The sequence below is a fragment of the Mucilaginibacter sp. AK015 genome (assembly GCF_014200785.1).
Classification (GTDB): Bacteria; Bacteroidota; Bacteroidia; order Sphingobacteriales; family Sphingobacteriaceae; genus Mucilaginibacter.
This window is the reverse complement of the sequence record NZ_JACHCV010000002.1, coordinates 23897-41806: the sequence shown is the minus strand read 5'-3', so window position 1 is coordinate 41806 and position 17910 is coordinate 23897. Positions and strand designations below refer to the sequence as shown.

Genomic DNA, 17910 nt, shown 5'->3' with positions numbered 1-17910 from the left:
ATTCAAAAATGGATTTATTGCAGCCCCTTAACCTACCGCCATACCCTTTTAAGCTTACCGACCAAAACGGCAAGCTAACCGTGTTTGACGAGTTGCGGAAGAAGACCATTATTATTACCCCCGAAGAGTGGGTGCGGCAGCATTTTGTACAATACCTGATCAGGCAAAAGCAATACCCCAAAACATTGATAAAGCTGGAAGGAGGGCTTAAGCTGCACGGCATGGCTAAACGCACCGATATTATTGTGTTTAACCCAGCCGGCCAAAAAATACTGCTTGTTGAGTGTAAGGCGCCTTCGGTTACGATTAACCAGGCTACCTTTAGCCAGGCGGCCCGCTATAACATGGTACATAAAGTACAACTTATGGCAGTAACCAACGGTTTACAGCATTATTACTGCCACATTGACCACGATACCGAAAGTTTTAAGTTTTTACAGGACCTGCCTGCTTATAATAAGCTTTAACTGTTTACAGCAGCTACCAGGTTTTGCATCTTTTCCATCAGCTCATCTGGTTTAAAGGGCTTGGCCACGTAATCGTTCATGCCGGCGTTGATTACCTGTTCGCGTATATCAAACAGGGCGGATGCTGTTAAGGCTATAATCGGAATATTCGCTTTAGCCGGGTCGGGCATTTTGCGTATTTCCATGGAGGCGTCAAAGCCGTTCATCACCGGCATTTGCAAATCCATTAAAATAATATCGAAGTTGCCGTATTGCATAATTTCTACGGCGCGCTCACCATTTTCGGCTATTGTTGGCACTATCTTCCATTTCGAAAGCAGCTTTTTCATCAGCATAACGTTAACCGGATTGTCCTCGGCAATCAAAACACGCAGGCTGCTGCTGCTGTCCTCAACTTCGGCCACCTGCGGCTGTTGCGGTTGTTGGGGCTGTGGTTCGGCTGTGGGTTCTTTTATCCGGGCAACGGCTTCGGTGGATACCGGGAACTCCATATTGAACGAGAATTCAGATCCTTCGTTCACTTTGCTGCTTACATGCATCTGCAGGTTTTGCAGCTCAAGCAGGCGCTTTACAATAGCCAGCCCCAGGCCGGTGCCGCCGTATTGGCGGGTAGTGGTTATCGATTCCTGGGTAAAAGGCTCGAATATCGTTTCCAGGTTTTCTTTTTTGATACCAATACCCGTGTCTTTTACCGAAAAACCAACCGTAATGTTATTATGACGGTCTTCTAAGCAGGTTACCCTTACCCATATATTGCCTTGCGCTGTAAATTTTATGGCGTTGCTAACCAGGTTAAAAATTATTTGGGTTAGGCGGGTGGGGTCGCCAAATATTACCTTTCGCCTCAACGAGCTGTCGATATCCAGCTTAAACAACAAGCCTTTTTCCTCGGCTTTGATAATTTGCCCGCCGCAGATATTCTGCATCAGGTCAACCAGGTTAAACTTGATCTTCTCGAACACCACCTTGCCCGATTCTATCTTATTAAAATCAAGTACATCGTTAACAATAGCCAGCAAGTTATTAGCCGAGAATTTCAGTATCTCCAGGTTTTCGCTTTGATCTTGCCGGGGGTTATTCATCAGCAGCAGGTTGCTCATACCAATTACCGCGTTTAACGGGGTGCGTATCTCGTGCGACATGGTGGATAAAAACTCCGACTGCACCTGCGACGATTTTTCGGCCTTTTCAATAGCCCTTTCAAATTTTATATTCAAAGCCGCCTGCTCTTCGCCGGTTTCTTTAAGCTGCTTTATATTTTTTAAAAACGCGCTGTAAAAGTGGCTGTGAATAAATATGATGAGGATAAAATTGGCGAAAATGGCGATAATAGTGGTCGACTGATCAGACTTTTCAGGCTTAAAATCGATATAATAATTGTGGTCGTACTGCATTACCATAAATATCAATACCGGCAGCAGGTTAAGCAGCGAAAAAAACATCCCCCAGTTTTGCCCCAGCATATAAAAGCTGAATACGATAACCAGGATGATGATCTGTATGGTAATGATGTTTACATCCTGCATGATCACAAACACCGTGGCCAGGTTTATGAGCGTACCCATTACAAGCAATATGTGCGATATGGTATGCCAGTGTGGTTTATAGGTAAGATACTTGAACAGCGCAATGATAAGCAAGAGGGTAGCACCTAATGTGATCGACATTACATGCAAATCCTGAAGGTATACGCTCAGATACAGCGCGCCAATGCCAACAATAGCTAACAAAAAGCCATAGTATAGCAAGCGGATGCGGGCCTGGTCAAGTATTGACTGCTCCCGGGTAAGTATTTTATTAATAGAGAAATTAAAAAAATCCACTTCCTTTGCTTGCCGGTAAAATTAGGACGAACTAAAATATTAAATATTGCGGTAATAATATACACAATAACTTAATAATTAAGTATCAACGTGCCTTTATGCCATGCAATTAGCCTGCCAGGCCGCGTAAATTATCTTCCACTATTTTTAACCGGGCTTCGGCATCAGCTTTCTTTTTAAGTTCGTTGTCAATTATCTCGGGTTTGGCATTTGCCATAAAACGTTCGTTTCCCAGTTTGGCGTTTACCGACTTCAGGAACCCTGCCAAATAATCACTTTCCTTTTCAAGCCGGGCCCGTTCAGCTTCAACATCGATTTCTATGTTAAGGGAGATAAAAAACTCGTCTGTACCTGCAATAAAGCTATTTGCGCCGGTAATTGCATCGTTCACCAAACTCACATCGCTGATGTTGCCCAGTTGCTTAATAACGCCTTCGTACGTTTTATAATTAATAGCCGAATTCGTTTTTACCGCTAACGGTAACGTGTCCTTAGGCGATAATTTATTACTGTTGCGCGTGTTTCTTACCTGCGCTATCACCTGCTGCACTACTTCTATCTCGGTAACCAGGCGGGTATTTATTTGCCCGATAACTGGCAGTTGTGCAACAATACAGCAATCCAGATCGGCCCGGGTGCCAAACAACTCATCATGCCACAGCTCTTCGGTAATAAACGGCATATAAGGGTGCAATACCTTCAATATATCCTGAAAATAAGCTACCGTAGCATCGTAGGTTTCCCGATCGACTTTTTGTTTTTCAACGCCTTGCTGGTAGGCAGGTTTAACCATCTCCAGGTACCAGGCGCAAAAATCGTCCCACACCAGTTTGTAGGTGGTCATTAGCGCCTCAGATAACCTGTATTGTTTAAAGTCGCTTTCAATATCAACCAATGCCTGGTTCAGCCTGCTGCCAAACCATTCAATGGCAATTTGATTGGCCGGCGCAATACTATCGTTTGCTTCCCAGCCCTTTACCAATTTAAAGGCATTCCATATTTTATTGGCGAAGTTACGGCCCTGTTCGCAATAGCTTTCGTCAAACATCAGGTCGTTACCCGCAGGCGAGCATAGCAGCATACCCACACGTACTCCATCCGCCCCGTATTTTTCTATCAGGTCTAAAGGGTCGGGCGAATTACCTAACGATTTTGACATTTTGCGGCCCAGTTTGTCCCTCACAATACCGGTTAGGTAAACGTTGGTAAAAGGTTTCTGCTCGCGCAGTTCGTGCCCTGCCATGATCATCCTTGCTACCCAGAAGAACAAAATCTCGGGGGCTGTCACCAGGTCGTTTGTAGGGTAGTAATAATTTATCTCGGGGTTATCAGGGTTGCGTACGCCATCAAAAACCGACATCGGCCACAAACCCGACGAGAACCAGGTATCTAAAACGTCTTCGTCCTGGGTAAGGTCGTTTATAGTAAGCGATGCATCTGCTTTTTGTGCCTGGGTTAATGCCTCTTCTTTGGTTTTGGCTACCACAAACTCGCCGTTTGGCAGGTAGTATGCCGGTATTTGCTGCCCCCACCATAGCTGGCGACTGATGTTCCAGTCCCTAACGTTCTCCATCCAGTGGCGGTAGGTGTTGATAAATTTCTCGGGTATCAGCTTTACATCGCCGTTCAGCACGTAATCCAGGGCAGGTTTAGCCAGCTCGGGCATTTTGCAAAACCATTGCATGCTTAACTTTGGTTCGATAGCGGCGTTTGTGCGTTCGCTGTAGCCTATCTGCGAAGTGTAATCTTCTGTTTTTTCAAGCGCGCCTGCTTCTTCCAGCAGCACTGCTATCTTTTTGCGGGCGGCGAAACGGTCTTCGCCTACCAGTATCTGCGCCTTTTCGTTAAGGGTGGCGTCGTCGTTTAAAATATCAATAACCGGCAACTTATGGCGCTGGCCAAGCTCGTAGTCGTTCAGATCATGCGCCGGGGTAACCTTTAAACAGCCGGTACCGAAGTCCATGGTTACATATTCATCCAGTATAACCGGTATCTCGCGGTTTATCAGCGGAATAAAAACCGATTTGCCATGCAGGTGCGTGTACCGCTCATCATTTGGGTTGATACATATCGCAGCATCGGCCATAATGGTCTCAGGGCGGGTAGTTGCGATGGTTAAGAAGTCCGAATGTCCGGAAGTCGGTGAGTCCGAAAGAGAGGCTTCGTCTTTCGGACTTCCTGACTTTCCGTCTTTCTGACTCAAATAATATCGAACATAATAAAGCTTCTGATTTACCTCCTTACGAATAACTTCCTCGTCGCTAACGGCAGTTTTTCCCTGCGGGTCCCAGTTAACCATACGCACGCCGCGGTATATCCAGCCTTTTTTGTGCAGGTGAATAAAGTAGTCTATAACAGACTCGCTCATATCCTCGTCCATGGTGAATTTGGTGCGTTCCCAATCGCACGAAGCGCCGAGCTTTTTTAATTGCTCCAGGATGATGCCGCCGTATTTTTCTTTCCATTCCCAGGCGTAACTTAAAAACTCTTCGCGGGTAAGGTCTTTTTTGCTGATGCCCCGTTCTTTTAGCATGGCCACAACCTTTGCTTCGGTAGCAATGCTGGCGTGGTCTGTACCCGGTACCCAGCAGGCATTCTTGCCGTTCATCCTGGCGCGGCGTATCAAAACATCCTGTATGGTATTGTTTAGCATATGGCCCATGTGCAGCACGCCGGTAACGTTTGGCGGAGGGATCACAATGGTATAAGGTTCACGTTCGTCAGGTACCGACCTGAAAAAATTGTGCTGTAACCAGTAACTATACCATTTTTCTTCGGCTTGTGCGGGCGAATAGGTTTTTGCAATACTCATAGCCTGCAAAAATAACTATTTGGCGCTAATTGGGAATAGGTAAATGAGATAGCCTCTCCGCAACCCGTTGCACAGGAGCCAAGATTATTTAAATTGGTTTTAAAGCCCTCTCCCGCGGCGGGGGTTGTGGGTAAGTTTTATGTGGAACAATTATGAATTAATCAGTTTAAACAATCAGCAACAATATTTTTACATACATACGTTTATACATTGTAAACAAATCCAGACATGAAAACAGTGCCCTTAAATCGTTTTTTGGTGGCTTTTATCAAAATGTCGCGCCTGTCAGTTGTTATCAACTGGTTTAATAAATAAATGCGCCTGCTCAAATATTTGCCATCCCGCATATAAAAAATTAACTTCATGGTTTTACTGATTTATCATGAAACTAAAGTTTACCAATTTAATGCTGATGGGTGCGCTGTGCCTGTCGGTAACCGCCTTTGCCGGTAACGGCCCTAAGCCAGCCAACCAAAAACATCATACTATCCCGCCTAAAAAATATATCGACCCGGCCAATATGGATCTGTCGGTAAAACCCGGCGATAACTTTTTTGAATATGCCAACGGCAACTGGATAAAACAAAATGCTATACCTGCCAAAGAGACCCGCTGGGGCAGCTTCAATATTTTAAGGCAGGAAAATACCGACCGCCTTTTGGGCCTGCTTAACGAGGTAAGCAAAACCCCGGGCCAGCCAAAAGGCAGCCTTAAACAGCGCGTTGGCGATCTTTACGCCAGCGGTATGGATAGCCTTACTATTGAAAAGAAAGGCTATACACCAATTGCAGCCGACCTGGCGCGCATTAACAATATAACCGATCTTAACGGCATTGTGAACGAATTGGTTTACGAACGCGTTAACGGAATAGGCAGCCCACTGTTTGGCTTTGGCGTTGGCCAGGACGAGAAAAACGTTGACCGCTATATTGTTAGCCTGCGGCAGGGCGGTACCACCCTGCCCGACAGGGATAATTACCTGAAAAGTGATGCCCGCACCCAAAAGATACAGGACGCGCTGAAAACTTACATTACCACGCTGTTCACCTTAACTGGTACCAGCGCAGACGAGGCGGCTAAAAACGCGGATATGATCTTTGAATTGGAAAAAGCGCTGGCAAAATCGCAACTGAGCCGTGTAGCCCAGCGCGACCCTCATTTAACCTATAACAAGTTCTCGGTTTTAGATTTCAGTAAAACCACTCCGCATTTAAACTGGGTTAAGTTGTTGCCCATGCTAAAGGTAGCCGGGCAGGATACCATTATAGTTGGGCAGCCCGCGTTTTTTAAAGATGCCGATGCGTTGCTGGCTGCCACGCCGGTAAACGATCTGAAAACCTATTTAAAATGGAATATATTAAAGGGTTCCGCGTCATCGCTGAGCTCTCCGTTTGTTAAGGCCGGGTTTGCATATAGCAGCAGCCTTAGCGGCCAAAAGGTACAAACGCCGCGTAACGAGCGCATGAGCGGCCTGATAGATGGCAGCATTGGCGAGTTGCTGGGCCAGTTGTACGTTGAAAAATACTTTACCCCGGCGGCGAAAAAATACATGGTTGACCTGGTGAACAACCTTAAGGTTACCCTTGGAGACCGCATAAAACGCCTTGACTGGATGAGCGAAGAAACAAAGGCACGCGCGCTTAAAAAACTGGCTGCGTTCCGTGTTAAAATTGGCTACCCTGATAAATGGGAGGTTTACAACGGCCTGGTGATCAACCGCGATGATTATGCCGGAAACCTAAGGCGTATAGCCGTATGGCGTTATAATTTCAACGTTAGCCGCCTGGGCAAACCGGTAGACAGGACACGATTTGGTATGACCCCGCCAACCGTAAATGCATCATACAACCCTACCAACAACGAAATTGCTTTTCCTGCGGGGATACTGCAGTTCCCGTTTTTTGATTTTGGTGCCGATGACGCCATAAATTATGGTGGTATAGCTGCGGTGATAGGCCATGAAATGACCCACGGCTTTGACGACGAGGGCCGCCAGTACGACGCCGATGGCACCCTGCGCGACTGGTGGACAAAAGACGACGCAGATAAATTTAAAACCCGCGCCGATAGGGTAGTAGCCCAATACAATGCCTTTACCGTGGTTGATACCATGCACGTAAACGGCAGGCTTACCCTTGGCGAAAACCTTGCCGACCTGGGTGGGCTTAACGTTGCCTATGAGGCTTTTAAGAAAACCAAACAGGGACAGTCAAACACAAAAATCGACGGCTTTACGCCTGATCAGCGTTTCTTTTTATCGTGGGCGCAGGTTTGGAGAAGCTCGCAGCGTCCCGAGGCAGCAGCGCAGCGTATCCTGACTGATCCACACTCACCCGAGCAATTCCGCACCAACGCCCCGGTTACTAATATGGATGCCTGGTACACCGCCTTTGATGTAAAACCCGGCGATAAAATGTACAAAAGCCCCGAGGATAGGATAAAAGTGTGGTAGGGATTTAGATATTAAATGTTATGATCAGAGATTAGAATCATTTGATTGATATAAAAAAGGAAGCCCGACAAACGTCGGGCTTCCTTTTTTATAATTTCCTAATCTCCGACTAATAAATCTCTAATCTTTATCTAATGCTCCAAAGAACAGGGCTTTTAGTTCGGTAGCATCATCCGGTTTCATTTTACCGCCAAGTATCAGTCTTAACTGGCGGCGGCGCAGTGCGCCATCATAAAGGGCAACTTCTTCGTCTGTTTCGGGCAGCATAGGCGGCACGGGTATGGTGCGGCCATTTTGGTCAAGGGCTACAAATGTATAATAAGCTTCGTTGCTTTTAACTTTCGTACCGGATGGTATGTTTTGGGCATATACATCCAGCCTAACCTCAACAGAGGTGGTAAACGCGCGCGAAACCTTTGCTTCTATGGTAATTACATCGCCCAGTTTTATCGGGTGCTGAAAGGACACGTTATCTACCGACGCGGTTACCACTATACGGTTACAATGTTTTTGTGCCGATATAGCCGCAGCGATATCCATCCAATGCAGTAAACGGCCCCCCATTAAATTGTTAAGGGTGTTGGTGTCATTGGGTAACACCAGTTCGTTCATGATAGTATACGATTCTTTGGATGATTTTCCTTTCATAACGCAAAGATAAACTTTAGCAGGGAAGTATGGGCGCTTAATAAACAAGAGAAGCCTGTTCTTTACCTTACGGCGATAAATGCTATTGCCTTGTAGTTGTAAGCATGTTATACCCCACCAACTGCTCGTACCGCGCGCCGGTTTGCCGGTAGTAAACAAGTAATTGATATTCATTCTCGGTTTCAAAATAGTTGCCTTCTAAAGCGGTATCATCAGGTTGCCTGGTGGCGTTGCTTACCCAAACGTACTGGTAATCGTAAACGCCCTGTTTTAACAGTAAATTGGTGTACCAGCGCCCGCGATCGTCATAAGTGAGCTTGCTGTTATCGTCTAGCTTATAATCATTAAACTGGCCCACAATATAGGCTGTGCCCTCTGCCTGCGATTTATTGGCCGCCAGGGTAAAATACATGTACGCGTAATCCGCGTCGCGTCGCGGGTCGTTACCATCCTGGTTAAGGATGAAAAACTTGCCGTCGATATCGTAAAGCAACGTATAATTTGGCAGGTTGCGGTTTGGGTCGCCCAGCAGCATTACGGTGTTGGCAGTATCTTTATAGATCTTGGATATTCGTTCGGAGTTGAGCTTTAGCGTACGGGTGTCAAAATGCCTGAACTCGTTACGGCCGGCAAAATCGTTAATGTTAACGTCGTTATAAACCAGCTGCGTACCGCGTATGTAGGTTGGCTTGTTGTTCATGATCCCCGTTTCGAGCCGGGCGTTCTGCATTAAAAATGCCCGGATGTCGGTGTTGGGGTTTTGTACGGGCAAGCCGGTATAGTCGATGGTGAAATTTACCTTTTGATTGGTGCGCCTTGCCGATACATTGTTTGATGCAATAATATTTGCACTTACCGATACCCGCTTATCAACCACGTAAAGCCTGCGGGTAAGTATCAGTTTGGCAGGGTCGCCGTCCTCATAAACCTTTAATATGTAATTGCCGGATATCTTAGGGATGATATTGCGGTTAGGTATCTTAACCTCGTAGTGGGTGTATTTTTGGAATGTACCTGATGAGTAGGTATAATCATTAATGCGATCGTCGGTAAAGCTTTCCAGGTACTCAGAGGGCGATAGGTTAGATGGGCGCCAGTTGGCATCGCAATGCTGCAGGGCGTAGTTAAAAGTGCGGCTGGCACCGCTAAGGTCGTCAAAACCCAGGGTAACCGTTTCGCGCCCGCCCAGTTCTATTACCGGGAAGGATGCCGGTTTTTTTGAGTTGTAAAACTCAACGCTTTTTATCTCGTGCCGGTAAACGCTGTTATCAAACGGTGTACTTTGCGCAAAACATGCAACGGAAATTAACAGGAACAGGCTTAGTAAAAAACTTTTCATCATCACAAGATAACAACAAAACGTTTGTTATACCGCATTATTTCGGATATGAAAATGAGATACGAGTGTCAGCCTGAGCTTGTCGAAGGGTGCGCGGCGGGCAATTCGCTAATGGTTCGACAAGCTCACCATGACATTGCGCTTTTTGATCGCTCATACTATGTTGCTGCCGCGAACAAAAAGGCAGCTACTCTTGCAACTGCCCATGCTAATTAAAGCTTTTAGCGTTATGCTTCCAGTTCCATTATCTGTTCGGCAAGGGCCTCCCAGCGTGCCTGGTTTTCCCTAAGCTCTAACTTTTTGAGCTGATAGTTATCGTTAACCTGCTTTAGTTTCTCGGCCTGGTTGTAAATAGTGTCGTCGGCCAGTTGTACTTCCAGCACCTTTACATCCTTTTCTATTTCGGCAATACGTTCTTCCAGCTTATTAAGGTCCTGGTTCAGCCTTTTTAGCTGCTGGTTTTTGTTTTCGCTTTGCGGCTGTTTAACAGGCTCCGGTTTTTTTTCTTCCTTTTTAGGTTGCGGGGTAGGCACGGCTGTTTTGGGCTCTAACTTGCGTTTAGCCGCCCATTCGTCGTACTCGGCATAAGTGCCCGGGTATTGTTTTATCTTTTGGTCTTCTATAAACCATATTTTGTTGGCCACATTATCAAGGAAATGCCTGTCATGCGATACTACTATCACCGTACCTTCGTACTGCTGCAGTGCCTGTATCAATATATTAACCGATGCCATATCCAGGTGGTTGGTAGGCTCATCCAGTACCAAAAAGTTTGCATCCGCGGTTAAGGCCTTAGCCAGCGCTACGCGCGATTTTTCGCCACCCGATAGTACTTTGATCTTTTTAAATACATCATCGCCCGTGAACAGGAACGAACCCAATATCGAGCGCAGCTCCGTTTCGGTATGTTTTGGGGCGAAGGATTGCAGTTCCTGCAGTATCTGGTTCTCCAGGTGCAGGCTCTCTAACTGGTGCTGCGCAAAAAAGGTTTGCGTAACGTTATGGCCGGTTATCGCTTTTCCTTCAAACTCTTTATCAGCACCGGCAACAATACGCAGCAGGGTTGATTTACCTTTACCGTTAGCACCTATTAGCGCTATTTTATCACCTTTTTCAATAATTGCCTCTGCATCATCCAGGATATCGATAGCAGGGTATTTTTTGGTGATGTGCTCTAATGTTACCACATGGCGGCCCGATTGCTTACTGAATTTAAAACTGAAGTTAACCTCGGGGTTATCATCGTCAACGTCTTCTACACGCTCCATTTTGTCGAGCATTTTAATGCGCGACTGCGCCATTTTTGCTTTGGATGCCTTGGCCCGGAAACGTTCTATCAGGCGCTCTTCCTGCCGTATTTTCGATTGCTGGTTCTTGAACTCGCCGCGTTGTATTTCGGCCCTCAGTGCTTTTTCTTCCAGGTAAAAAGTATAGTTACCCGCGTATACAGTTAGTTTACCCTTGCGCGATTCAACCGTGCGGTTAATTACCCTGTCTAAAAACCACCTGTCGTGCGATACGATGATTATAGCGCCGCTAAAGGCCTTCAAGTAATCTTCCAGCCATTGGATGGATGGTAAGTCAAGGTGGTTGGTAGGCTCATCCAGTAAAAGGATATCAGGCGCCTGTAAAAGTATTTTGGCAAGCATTACACGCATGCGCCAGCCCCCGCTAAAAGTACTTAGCTTACGCTGGCAGTCGGCCTCGCTAAAACCAAGACCCGCTAAAATTTCGTGGGCTTTATATTCAATGTTGTACCCGTCAAGCAATTCAAATTCGTGCTGTTTATCGCTTAATTTGTGCAGCAGGTCTTCACTGTAATCGGTTTCCAGCTTTTTCAGCAGGTTTTCTATTTCATCGTGCAGCTGGTTTTGGCGTTCAAAGGCCTCCATGGCAACATGCACAATATTTTTATCAGATGAGTAGGAAAGCAGGTCCTGGTTAAGGTAGCCCATGGTAAGGTCCTTAGCCATTGAAATAGTGCCCGAGGTTGGGGTGTATTCACCAACGATCATTTTAAGCAGGGTGGTTTTCCCTGTACCGTTAGCGCCTATAAGGCCAATTTTTTCTCCCGGTTTAATATGCCAGTTGGCTTCATCATACAAGGCCCGCGCACCAATCTCGAACGTAAGGTTATTTATAGCTATCATTTCGGCCGCAAAGATACGGTTTTGAGCCGAAAGCTTAAAGTTCAAAGCGGAAAGCTTTGTAATGGGAAATAATAGTGCTTTTGGCTGTGAGCCCTACCTTATCGTTTCCATCCAGGCTTGCGCCATTAGTTTTGCGCCGGCAAGGCTGGGGTGTACGCCATCGAGTGTCCAATAAGTGGCGGGCGCTTGTTTAAGTGCGTTATTAAATACGGTTTGGTAGGGTATAAATGGCAGGTCGTATTCCGCTGCGATGTCTCGTGCAGCTTTCCTGAAAAGGTCAAACGTGGGGTACCATTTGGCATCAACGGCTTTGGTACCTATCATGGCGAAAGGCTCGCCTATGATCAGCTTTACGCCGGGAAGCGCATTTTTAGTGCGGTCGAGCAGTTTTTTGTAGTCTGTTATGTAAGTGTCGATAGTACCGGTATAGCCGCCGCCCAGGGTATGCCAAAAATCATTCACCCCAATATGGATGCTCAGTACGGTTGGTTTCAGCGCAAGCGTATCGGTGTCCCACCTATCTGCCAGCTGATAAACTTTGTTACCGCTCACGCCTTTGTTATAAATTTGCAGGTTTTTTGCAGCATATTTTTCAAGCAACTCGGCAGCGGTTAGCAAAACATAACTGTTGCCCAGGGCGCTGTTATCATTAGGGACAGTTTTGTTATGGTCGCGCCCCCAATCGGTAATAGAGTCGCCCTGGAACAAGATCACATCGTTATCGTTCAATCGCACCTTTTTAGTTCCGTAACTTTTAGCCGAAGCAGATACAATTTGCGGGATGCTGATAGCTGCAGCTGCGCCCACAGCGGTGGTTTTTATAAAATTACGACGCGAGTTGTTATTGGTCATGTTGGTATTGGTTTATAACGGCGCAAATTTATAGCGCTTGCCTAAGATACAAATTGTTAATTACGCCGATGCTTAATTGTTAAAAGTTGATGCGTAATTGTTAAAATCGGTAAATTTGCACCATGTATCAATTGCTAAAACCCCTGCTGTTTCAGTTCGACCCCGAAAACGTGCATTATTTTGTGACCCGTAACCTTAAACGTTTCAATCGTTTTCCGGGTGGCGCGGCACTAAGTAAAGCCATTTGGGGCAGTAATGATAAACGATTGGAACGCGAAGTATTTGGCCTAAAGTTTAAGAACCCGGTAGGCCTTGCCGCCGGTTTCGACAAAAACGCCGAATTGATCAGCGAAATGGGTAACCTGGGCTTTGGTTTTGTTGAGGTTGGTACCGTTACCCCGTTGCCGCAGCCGGGTAATCCCAGGCCGCGCATGTTCCGCCTGCCGGCAGATGAGGCGCTGATAAACCGTATGGGCTTCAACAATCATGGCGTTGATGTGGCCGCGGAGCGTATTGCGGCCTATCGTAAAAGCCTTAAACCTGGGCAGCAGGCACTTATAATAGGCGGCAACATCGGTAAAAATAAAGTAACGCCCAATGAGGATGCAGTAAGCGATTATATCAAATGCTTCGATAGGCTGTTTGATGTGGTTGACTATTTTGTGGTGAACGTAAGTTCGCCGAATACACCCGGCCTGCGCGAGTTACAGGAGAAAGGGCCCCTGATGCATATTTTAAACACGCTGCAGCAACGCAATAACAAGAATGGTATTAGCAGGCCCATCCTGTTAAAGATTGCGCCCGACCTTACAAACGATCAGTTAAACGATATCGCCGATATTGTAAAACAAACAGGGATAGCAGGCATCATTGCCACCAATACCACGATCAACCGCGAGGGGCTTACATCAGCACATAAAGCAGAGACCGGCGGATTAAGCGGGAAACCGTTAGCCAATCGCTCCACGGAGGTTATCGCTTATCTGCATAAAATATCAGGCGGGGCGTTCCCTATTATCGGGGTAGGCGGCATACATTCGGCCGCGGATGCGATAGAGAAATTAAAGGCCGGCGCATCGTTAGTGCAGTTATACACTGGTTTTATTTACGAAGGACCGGGATTGATAGGGGAGATTAATAAAGCGGTGTTGAAAACTTAATAATATGGCAAACACGTTTTCCCAAATTTATCTACAGTTTGTGTTTTCCGTGCAAAACAGATTAAGCCTGATTCCTAAGGAACATAAAGAAGAATTACATAAATATTTTACCTCCCTTGTACAAAACCGGAAAGCAAAAATGCTTGCTGTAAATTGTATGCCTGATCATGTTCATCTTTTTGTGGGTTTTAAACCAACTATTTTAATTTCAGATTTTATAAAGGAGCTTAAAGTAGAAAGCAACGAATTTATAAACAGCAAAAGTTGGATAATGGGCAAGTTTAGCTGGCAGGAAGGTTACGGTGTATTTTCATATTCTCATTCTCATATCGATTCGGTTGTAAAATACGTACTTAATCAGGAAAGGCATCATCAAACGAAAACGTTCAAGCAAGAGTATTTAGAATTGTTAGAGAAGTTTGAAATTCCGTTCGAGGATAAGTATCTATTTGATTTTTTTGACAAAAGCTAGGAGGCACCTACGGAGCCCGTTCAGCCCCTGTCTTTCTATAAACACGTGGCTCCGCTGGAGCCCGTGATAGTTAGCCGATTAGGGAAATACTAAATGGCCGTGCTAAAGCCCCAGCGGGGCGCCCTGTTTATAGAAAAGTTAATTGGTATTTTGGCTCCAAAGGAGCCTCCTTGACAAAACGTACCTCCAATAAAAAAGGCATACCATTACCGGTATGCCTTTAAATTTCTTTAAAAAAGACGACTTATTTGCCTGCAGCGGCTTTAGCTAAAACAGCATTGTTTTTTGCTATCTGGCTGTCTTTTTTCTCTGCAGAACGGCTGCCCAATTCAATGTTGGTAGCTAATTTTAAAAACTGAACTTCTAAACGCGAAGTGGTTTTGTTCCTTCTATCTTTTCTTTTTAAACGAGTAACGCCCATGACTTTTTATTTTAAATGTTTTTAACCTTGAGGTCGGGAGCGGATTCGAACCGCTGTAGGAGGTTTTGCAGACCTCTGCCTAGCCACTCGGCCACCCGACCAATTTTAAGGATTGCAAAAATAGTAATTATTTGTTGCTAATCAATTTTTATTTGTAGGATTTTGCGGCAAGCTCTGAGCAGCATATGGCCGTGGCTATGGCCACATTCAACGATTCGGCCCTACCAATGCGCGGAATGGTGATAGCTTTGGTTACTAACGCCTGAATATCAGGCCGTATACCATTGCCTTCGTTGCCCATAATTAGCAAGCCCTCGGTGCCAAAGTTTGTGGTATAAATATTTTCGCCGTTTAGTAAAGCGCCGAAAACGGGCAGCTTTGCTGCCGAAACCAGGCCTGCTAAATTGGTATAGGTAACATTTACCCGCGCCAGCGAGCCCATGGTGGCCTGTACAACTTTGGGGTTATAGGCATCAACAGTATCTTCCGAGCAAATAATGTTGCCGATGCCAAACCAATCGGCAGTGCGTATAATGGTACCCATGTTGCCGGGGTCCTGTATACCATCAAGCACCAAACTAAATTTATTTTTTAACGTTGTAGGGTTTAAGCTGCCCCATCGGGGTATCTTAACAGTAGCAATTGCATCAGCCGGGGTTTTCAGGGAGCTTACTTTTTGAAGGTCATTTAAAGAAATCTCCCGAAAGTTTATTTTTTGGGATAATTTAAGCAATTTTGGTGCAATATCAGGCGTATGATATATGGTATGCAGGTGGTAATCGGAACCGTCAAATTCAGTTATTGATTTGTAGCCTTCTACCATAAATAAACCATGTTCCCTGCGGAACTTTTTGTGTTGTAAAGACGTTAGTAAACTGATCTGAGATTTTGAAAGCATATAATACACCCGGACATTTCCGTCTTGCAATATTAAGTATTTTGGTGGTTATTATTGGTGCCGGCTGCAGTGTTACCAGAGGCATAAAAGATAACCAGGCCATTGTGCGCAAAGTTACGATCAAAGGCGTTGACAAAGAGTTTTCGGAAGAGGCGCTTAACTATGTTGATAAAGAGCAGCAGCCAAACAACTGGCTTAACCTGCAGTTTTATTACCTGTTTAGCGGCAACGGTAAACGCAAAATAGGCGAAGCGCCCGCTTTGCTGGATAGCAACCTGGTGGAGTTTTCGCGAATGCAAATACAAAAATACCTGGTTAACAAAGGGTTTTTAAAAGCCAAAGTAGCCGACTCCATTATTGTGAAGAAGAAAAAGGCCCAGCTGTTTTTTACCGCTACCGAAGGGCCGCTGTTTAAGATAAGGAACTTTAAGGATAGCATTGCCGACCCCAAGGTGCAGGAACTGTATCGCAAAACGCGTAAGGATTACTCGCATATCAATAAAGGCAGCCGTTTTGATACAGATAGTTTAGCTTACGACCGCGATCAGTTTTACCTGGTAATGAAACGTAACGGTTATTACGACTTTTATCGCCAGTATATCAACTACCTGCCCGATTCGAGTTTTAATAAGAGTATTGTTGATGTGGTAATGACCATCGATAACCCGCAGGGCAAAACCGAACACCCGGTTTATACCATTAACAATACTTTGGTTACCGTTGCACGCAGTAATGGCCGTACCCCCGGCAAGGCAGATACTATACAGGTAGACAGCCAGTTCAGGTTTGTTGATTTTTCGGGAAAGTTTAAGCCCCGCACCGTTACCGATTATATTTTTCAACGGAAAGGTGAATTGTATGATATTGATAAGCAAACGCTCACCACCTCCCGCCTTTCGGAGCTTAACGTATTCAGGAACGTGCCAAACCCAACTTACGAGAAACTACCCGACAGCAGCAACCGGCTGAATACCAAAATTGATGTTGTGCCCCTGAAACTCATGAGCGACCGGGTAGAAGCCGAATTTTTGTTTAACCAGGGGCGCTTTGGCTATAACCTTGGTAATACCTTTACCAACCGCAATATCTTTAAACAGGCCGCAACGTTACAGATAAAGCTCAATTGGAGCATTCTGTTCGATAATGGCAACTCATCGGTTAACCAGGGGATACAAAACCAGGATTTCAGGGCCGGTGCCAGTGTTATTTATCCGCGACTGCTGCTGCCTTTCAAATTTCCTAACCTTGCTAAATTCGGCGTGCCGCATACCACATTCTCCACCAATTTCCAGTTGTTTTATCAAAAAGGACTGGTGGAGCGCCGCAGTTTTATAAACTCGGTTACCTACGATTTTTTTGAAACTGCCCGTAAACAGCACTCCGTTACGCCTATAAGCATCGAATTTTCGAGCGGCAGTATCGACCCAGTGGCGAAGGCCGAGCTTTTAAAGCAAAACCGCTATTCGTATGTGTACCTTATTGGGCGTACTACGTTTACATCAGGTAGCCAATATACCTTCCAGTACAACGCGCAGGAGTTAAACTCTTACAAAAACTTTATATACTTCAGGGGCGGTCTTGATCTGGGCGGGGGTACGCTTAGCCTGCTAAGCAAACTGGTAAACGCACCCCGCGATACGCTTGGCCAGCGCACCTTGTTTGGTTACGCTTTTTCGCAATATGTAAAAACCGAGGTTGATTACCGGTGGTACCGTAGTTTAGGGGGCGAAAAGCAGTTTATATTTCGCTTTAATCCCGGTATCGGCGTGCCGTACGGTAACAGTAACCAGTTGATCTTTGAAAAGAATTTTTATACCGGCGGTGCAAACGATATACGTGCCTGGCTGCCGCGTACCTTAGGGCCGGGCCAGTTTAACCGTGCCAGCTATGGCGTAGGCGGCGCCGCCGATACAACACGCTCGCGTTTAAAATACCTGGATCAGTTTGGTGAAATAAAAATGGTTGCCAATGCCGAATACCGCTATAAATTAATGGATAACTTTTTTGGCACGAAGCTGAAAGGGGCATTTTTTATAGATGCGGGCAACGTTTGGCGCTTGCATAAAACCGCCGATAACCCCAACGGCGAATTCAGGTTTAACAATATCCTGCAGTCTACCGCAATTGGTATTGGCACCGGTTTAAGGTTTGACCTTGGTTTTTTTGTCTTTAGACTTGATGCCGCTTTTAAATTTAAAGACCCGCAGTTCAACGGATCAGACCAATGGGTATTTGTTAAACATTTTGATGAATTGTTTAAAACCGGCGAATTTAAGGAGGCCTACCTTCGCGCTAATAAAACAGGGGTAGACAATAATGGCAAGATATTAGGCGACAGCTACAGTTTCTTGCAGCTAAACTTTGGTATCGGGCTGCCGTTTTAATTCGGAGATTGGTTGTATTGAAAAACGAGGCA

14 protein-coding genes and 1 tRNA gene are annotated in these 17910 nt (G+C 45.6%); 5 read left to right on the top strand and 10 right to left on the bottom strand.

Going from position 1 to position 17910, the window contains the following annotated elements:
• Positions 1 to 8: 8 nt before the first annotated feature.
• Positions 9 to 467, top strand: coding sequence for a type I restriction enzyme HsdR N-terminal domain-containing protein (locus HDC91_RS09350; RefSeq protein WP_183551183.1), 459 nt, complete (start codon positions 9 to 11; stop codon positions 465 to 467).
• Here HDC91_RS09350 and HDC91_RS09345 read toward each other — a convergent pair.
• The 3 genes from HDC91_RS09345 to HDC91_RS09335 all read right to left on the bottom strand — a co-directional run bounded on the left by HDC91_RS09345 (position 464) and on the right by HDC91_RS09335 (position 5467).
• Entirely contained in the window at positions 464 to 2290 is a 1827-nt protein-coding gene (locus tag HDC91_RS09345; RefSeq protein ID WP_183551180.1) for an ATP-binding protein, read from the bottom strand. The genes HDC91_RS09350 and HDC91_RS09345 overlap by 4 nt on opposite strands.
• A gap of 109 nt (positions 2291 to 2399) precedes the next feature.
• Positions 2400 to 5102 (bottom strand): valine--tRNA ligase, encoded by a 2703-nt coding sequence (locus tag HDC91_RS09340; protein WP_183551177.1) that lies wholly within the window; start codon positions 5100 to 5102, stop codon positions 2400 to 2402.
• 203 nt (positions 5103 to 5305) lie between these two features.
• On the bottom strand, positions 5306 to 5467 hold the full coding sequence (locus HDC91_RS09335; protein WP_183551163.1) for a hypothetical protein: 162 nt from the start codon (positions 5465 to 5467) through the stop codon (positions 5306 to 5308).
• Positions 5468 to 5484: 17 nt separating this feature from the next.
• Between HDC91_RS09335 and HDC91_RS09330 the strand changes: the two genes are divergently transcribed.
• The gene (locus HDC91_RS09330) at positions 5485 to 7554 is read left to right on the top strand and encodes a M13 family metallopeptidase (protein ID WP_183551160.1); all 2070 of its coding nucleotides are present in this window, start codon (positions 5485 to 5487) and stop codon (positions 7552 to 7554) included.
• 120 nt (positions 7555 to 7674) lie between these two features.
• On the opposite strand, the gene HDC91_RS09325 is transcribed toward HDC91_RS09330, so the two are convergent.
• The 4 genes from HDC91_RS09325 to HDC91_RS09310 all read right to left on the bottom strand — a co-directional run bounded on the left by HDC91_RS09325 (position 7675) and on the right by HDC91_RS09310 (position 12543).
• Positions 7675 to 8202, bottom strand: coding sequence for an acyl-CoA thioesterase (locus HDC91_RS09325; protein ID WP_183551157.1), 528 nt, complete (start codon positions 8200 to 8202; stop codon positions 7675 to 7677).
• A gap of 82 nt (positions 8203 to 8284) precedes the next feature.
• Complete coding sequence (locus tag HDC91_RS09320; protein WP_255476699.1) at positions 8285 to 9541, bottom strand: type IX secretion system plug protein domain-containing protein; 1257 nt, start codon at positions 9539 to 9541, stop codon at positions 8285 to 8287.
• A gap of 227 nt (positions 9542 to 9768) precedes the next feature.
• Positions 9769 to 11691: a ribosomal protection-like ABC-F family protein gene (gene abc-f / locus HDC91_RS09315; protein ID WP_183552523.1), complete on the bottom strand. Its 1923-nt coding sequence runs from the start codon at positions 11689 to 11691 to the stop codon at positions 9769 to 9771.
• A gap of 93 nt (positions 11692 to 11784) precedes the next feature.
• The gene (locus HDC91_RS09310; RefSeq protein WP_183551151.1) at positions 11785 to 12543 is read right to left on the bottom strand and encodes a GDSL-type esterase/lipase family protein; all 759 of its coding nucleotides are present in this window, start codon (positions 12541 to 12543) and stop codon (positions 11785 to 11787) included.
• Between the two features lie 122 nt (positions 12544 to 12665).
• Here HDC91_RS09310 and HDC91_RS09305 point away from each other — a divergent pair, with 122 nt between their 5' ends.
• Positions 12666 to 13703, top strand: coding sequence for a quinone-dependent dihydroorotate dehydrogenase (locus HDC91_RS09305; protein ID WP_183551148.1), 1038 nt, complete (start codon positions 12666 to 12668; stop codon positions 13701 to 13703).
• A 4-nt stretch (positions 13704 to 13707) separates the two neighbouring features.
• Complete coding sequence (gene tnpA, locus HDC91_RS09300) at positions 13708 to 14175, top strand: IS200/IS605 family transposase (RefSeq protein WP_183551145.1); 468 nt, start codon at positions 13708 to 13710, stop codon at positions 14173 to 14175.
• Between the two features lie 244 nt (positions 14176 to 14419).
• Here tnpA and HDC91_RS09295 read toward each other — a convergent pair whose 3' ends face one another.
• From HDC91_RS09295 to HDC91_RS09285, 3 genes are all read right to left on the bottom strand, one after another.
• Complete coding sequence (locus tag HDC91_RS09295) at positions 14420 to 14596, bottom strand: spore protein (RefSeq protein WP_162429229.1); 177 nt, start codon at positions 14594 to 14596, stop codon at positions 14420 to 14422.
• 30 nt (positions 14597 to 14626) lie between these two features.
• Positions 14627 to 14697 (bottom strand) — tRNA-Cys (locus HDC91_RS09290).
• A 47-nt stretch (positions 14698 to 14744) separates the two neighbouring features.
• Positions 14745 to 15494, bottom strand: coding sequence for an RNA methyltransferase (locus tag HDC91_RS09285; protein WP_183551142.1), 750 nt, complete (start codon positions 15492 to 15494; stop codon positions 14745 to 14747).
• Here HDC91_RS09285 and HDC91_RS09280 point away from each other — a divergent pair.
• Positions 15485 to 17878, top strand: coding sequence for a BamA/TamA family outer membrane protein (locus HDC91_RS09280; RefSeq protein ID WP_183551139.1), 2394 nt, complete (start codon positions 15485 to 15487; stop codon positions 17876 to 17878). The genes HDC91_RS09285 and HDC91_RS09280 overlap by 10 nt on opposite strands.
• Positions 17879 to 17910: the final 32 nt, after the last annotated feature.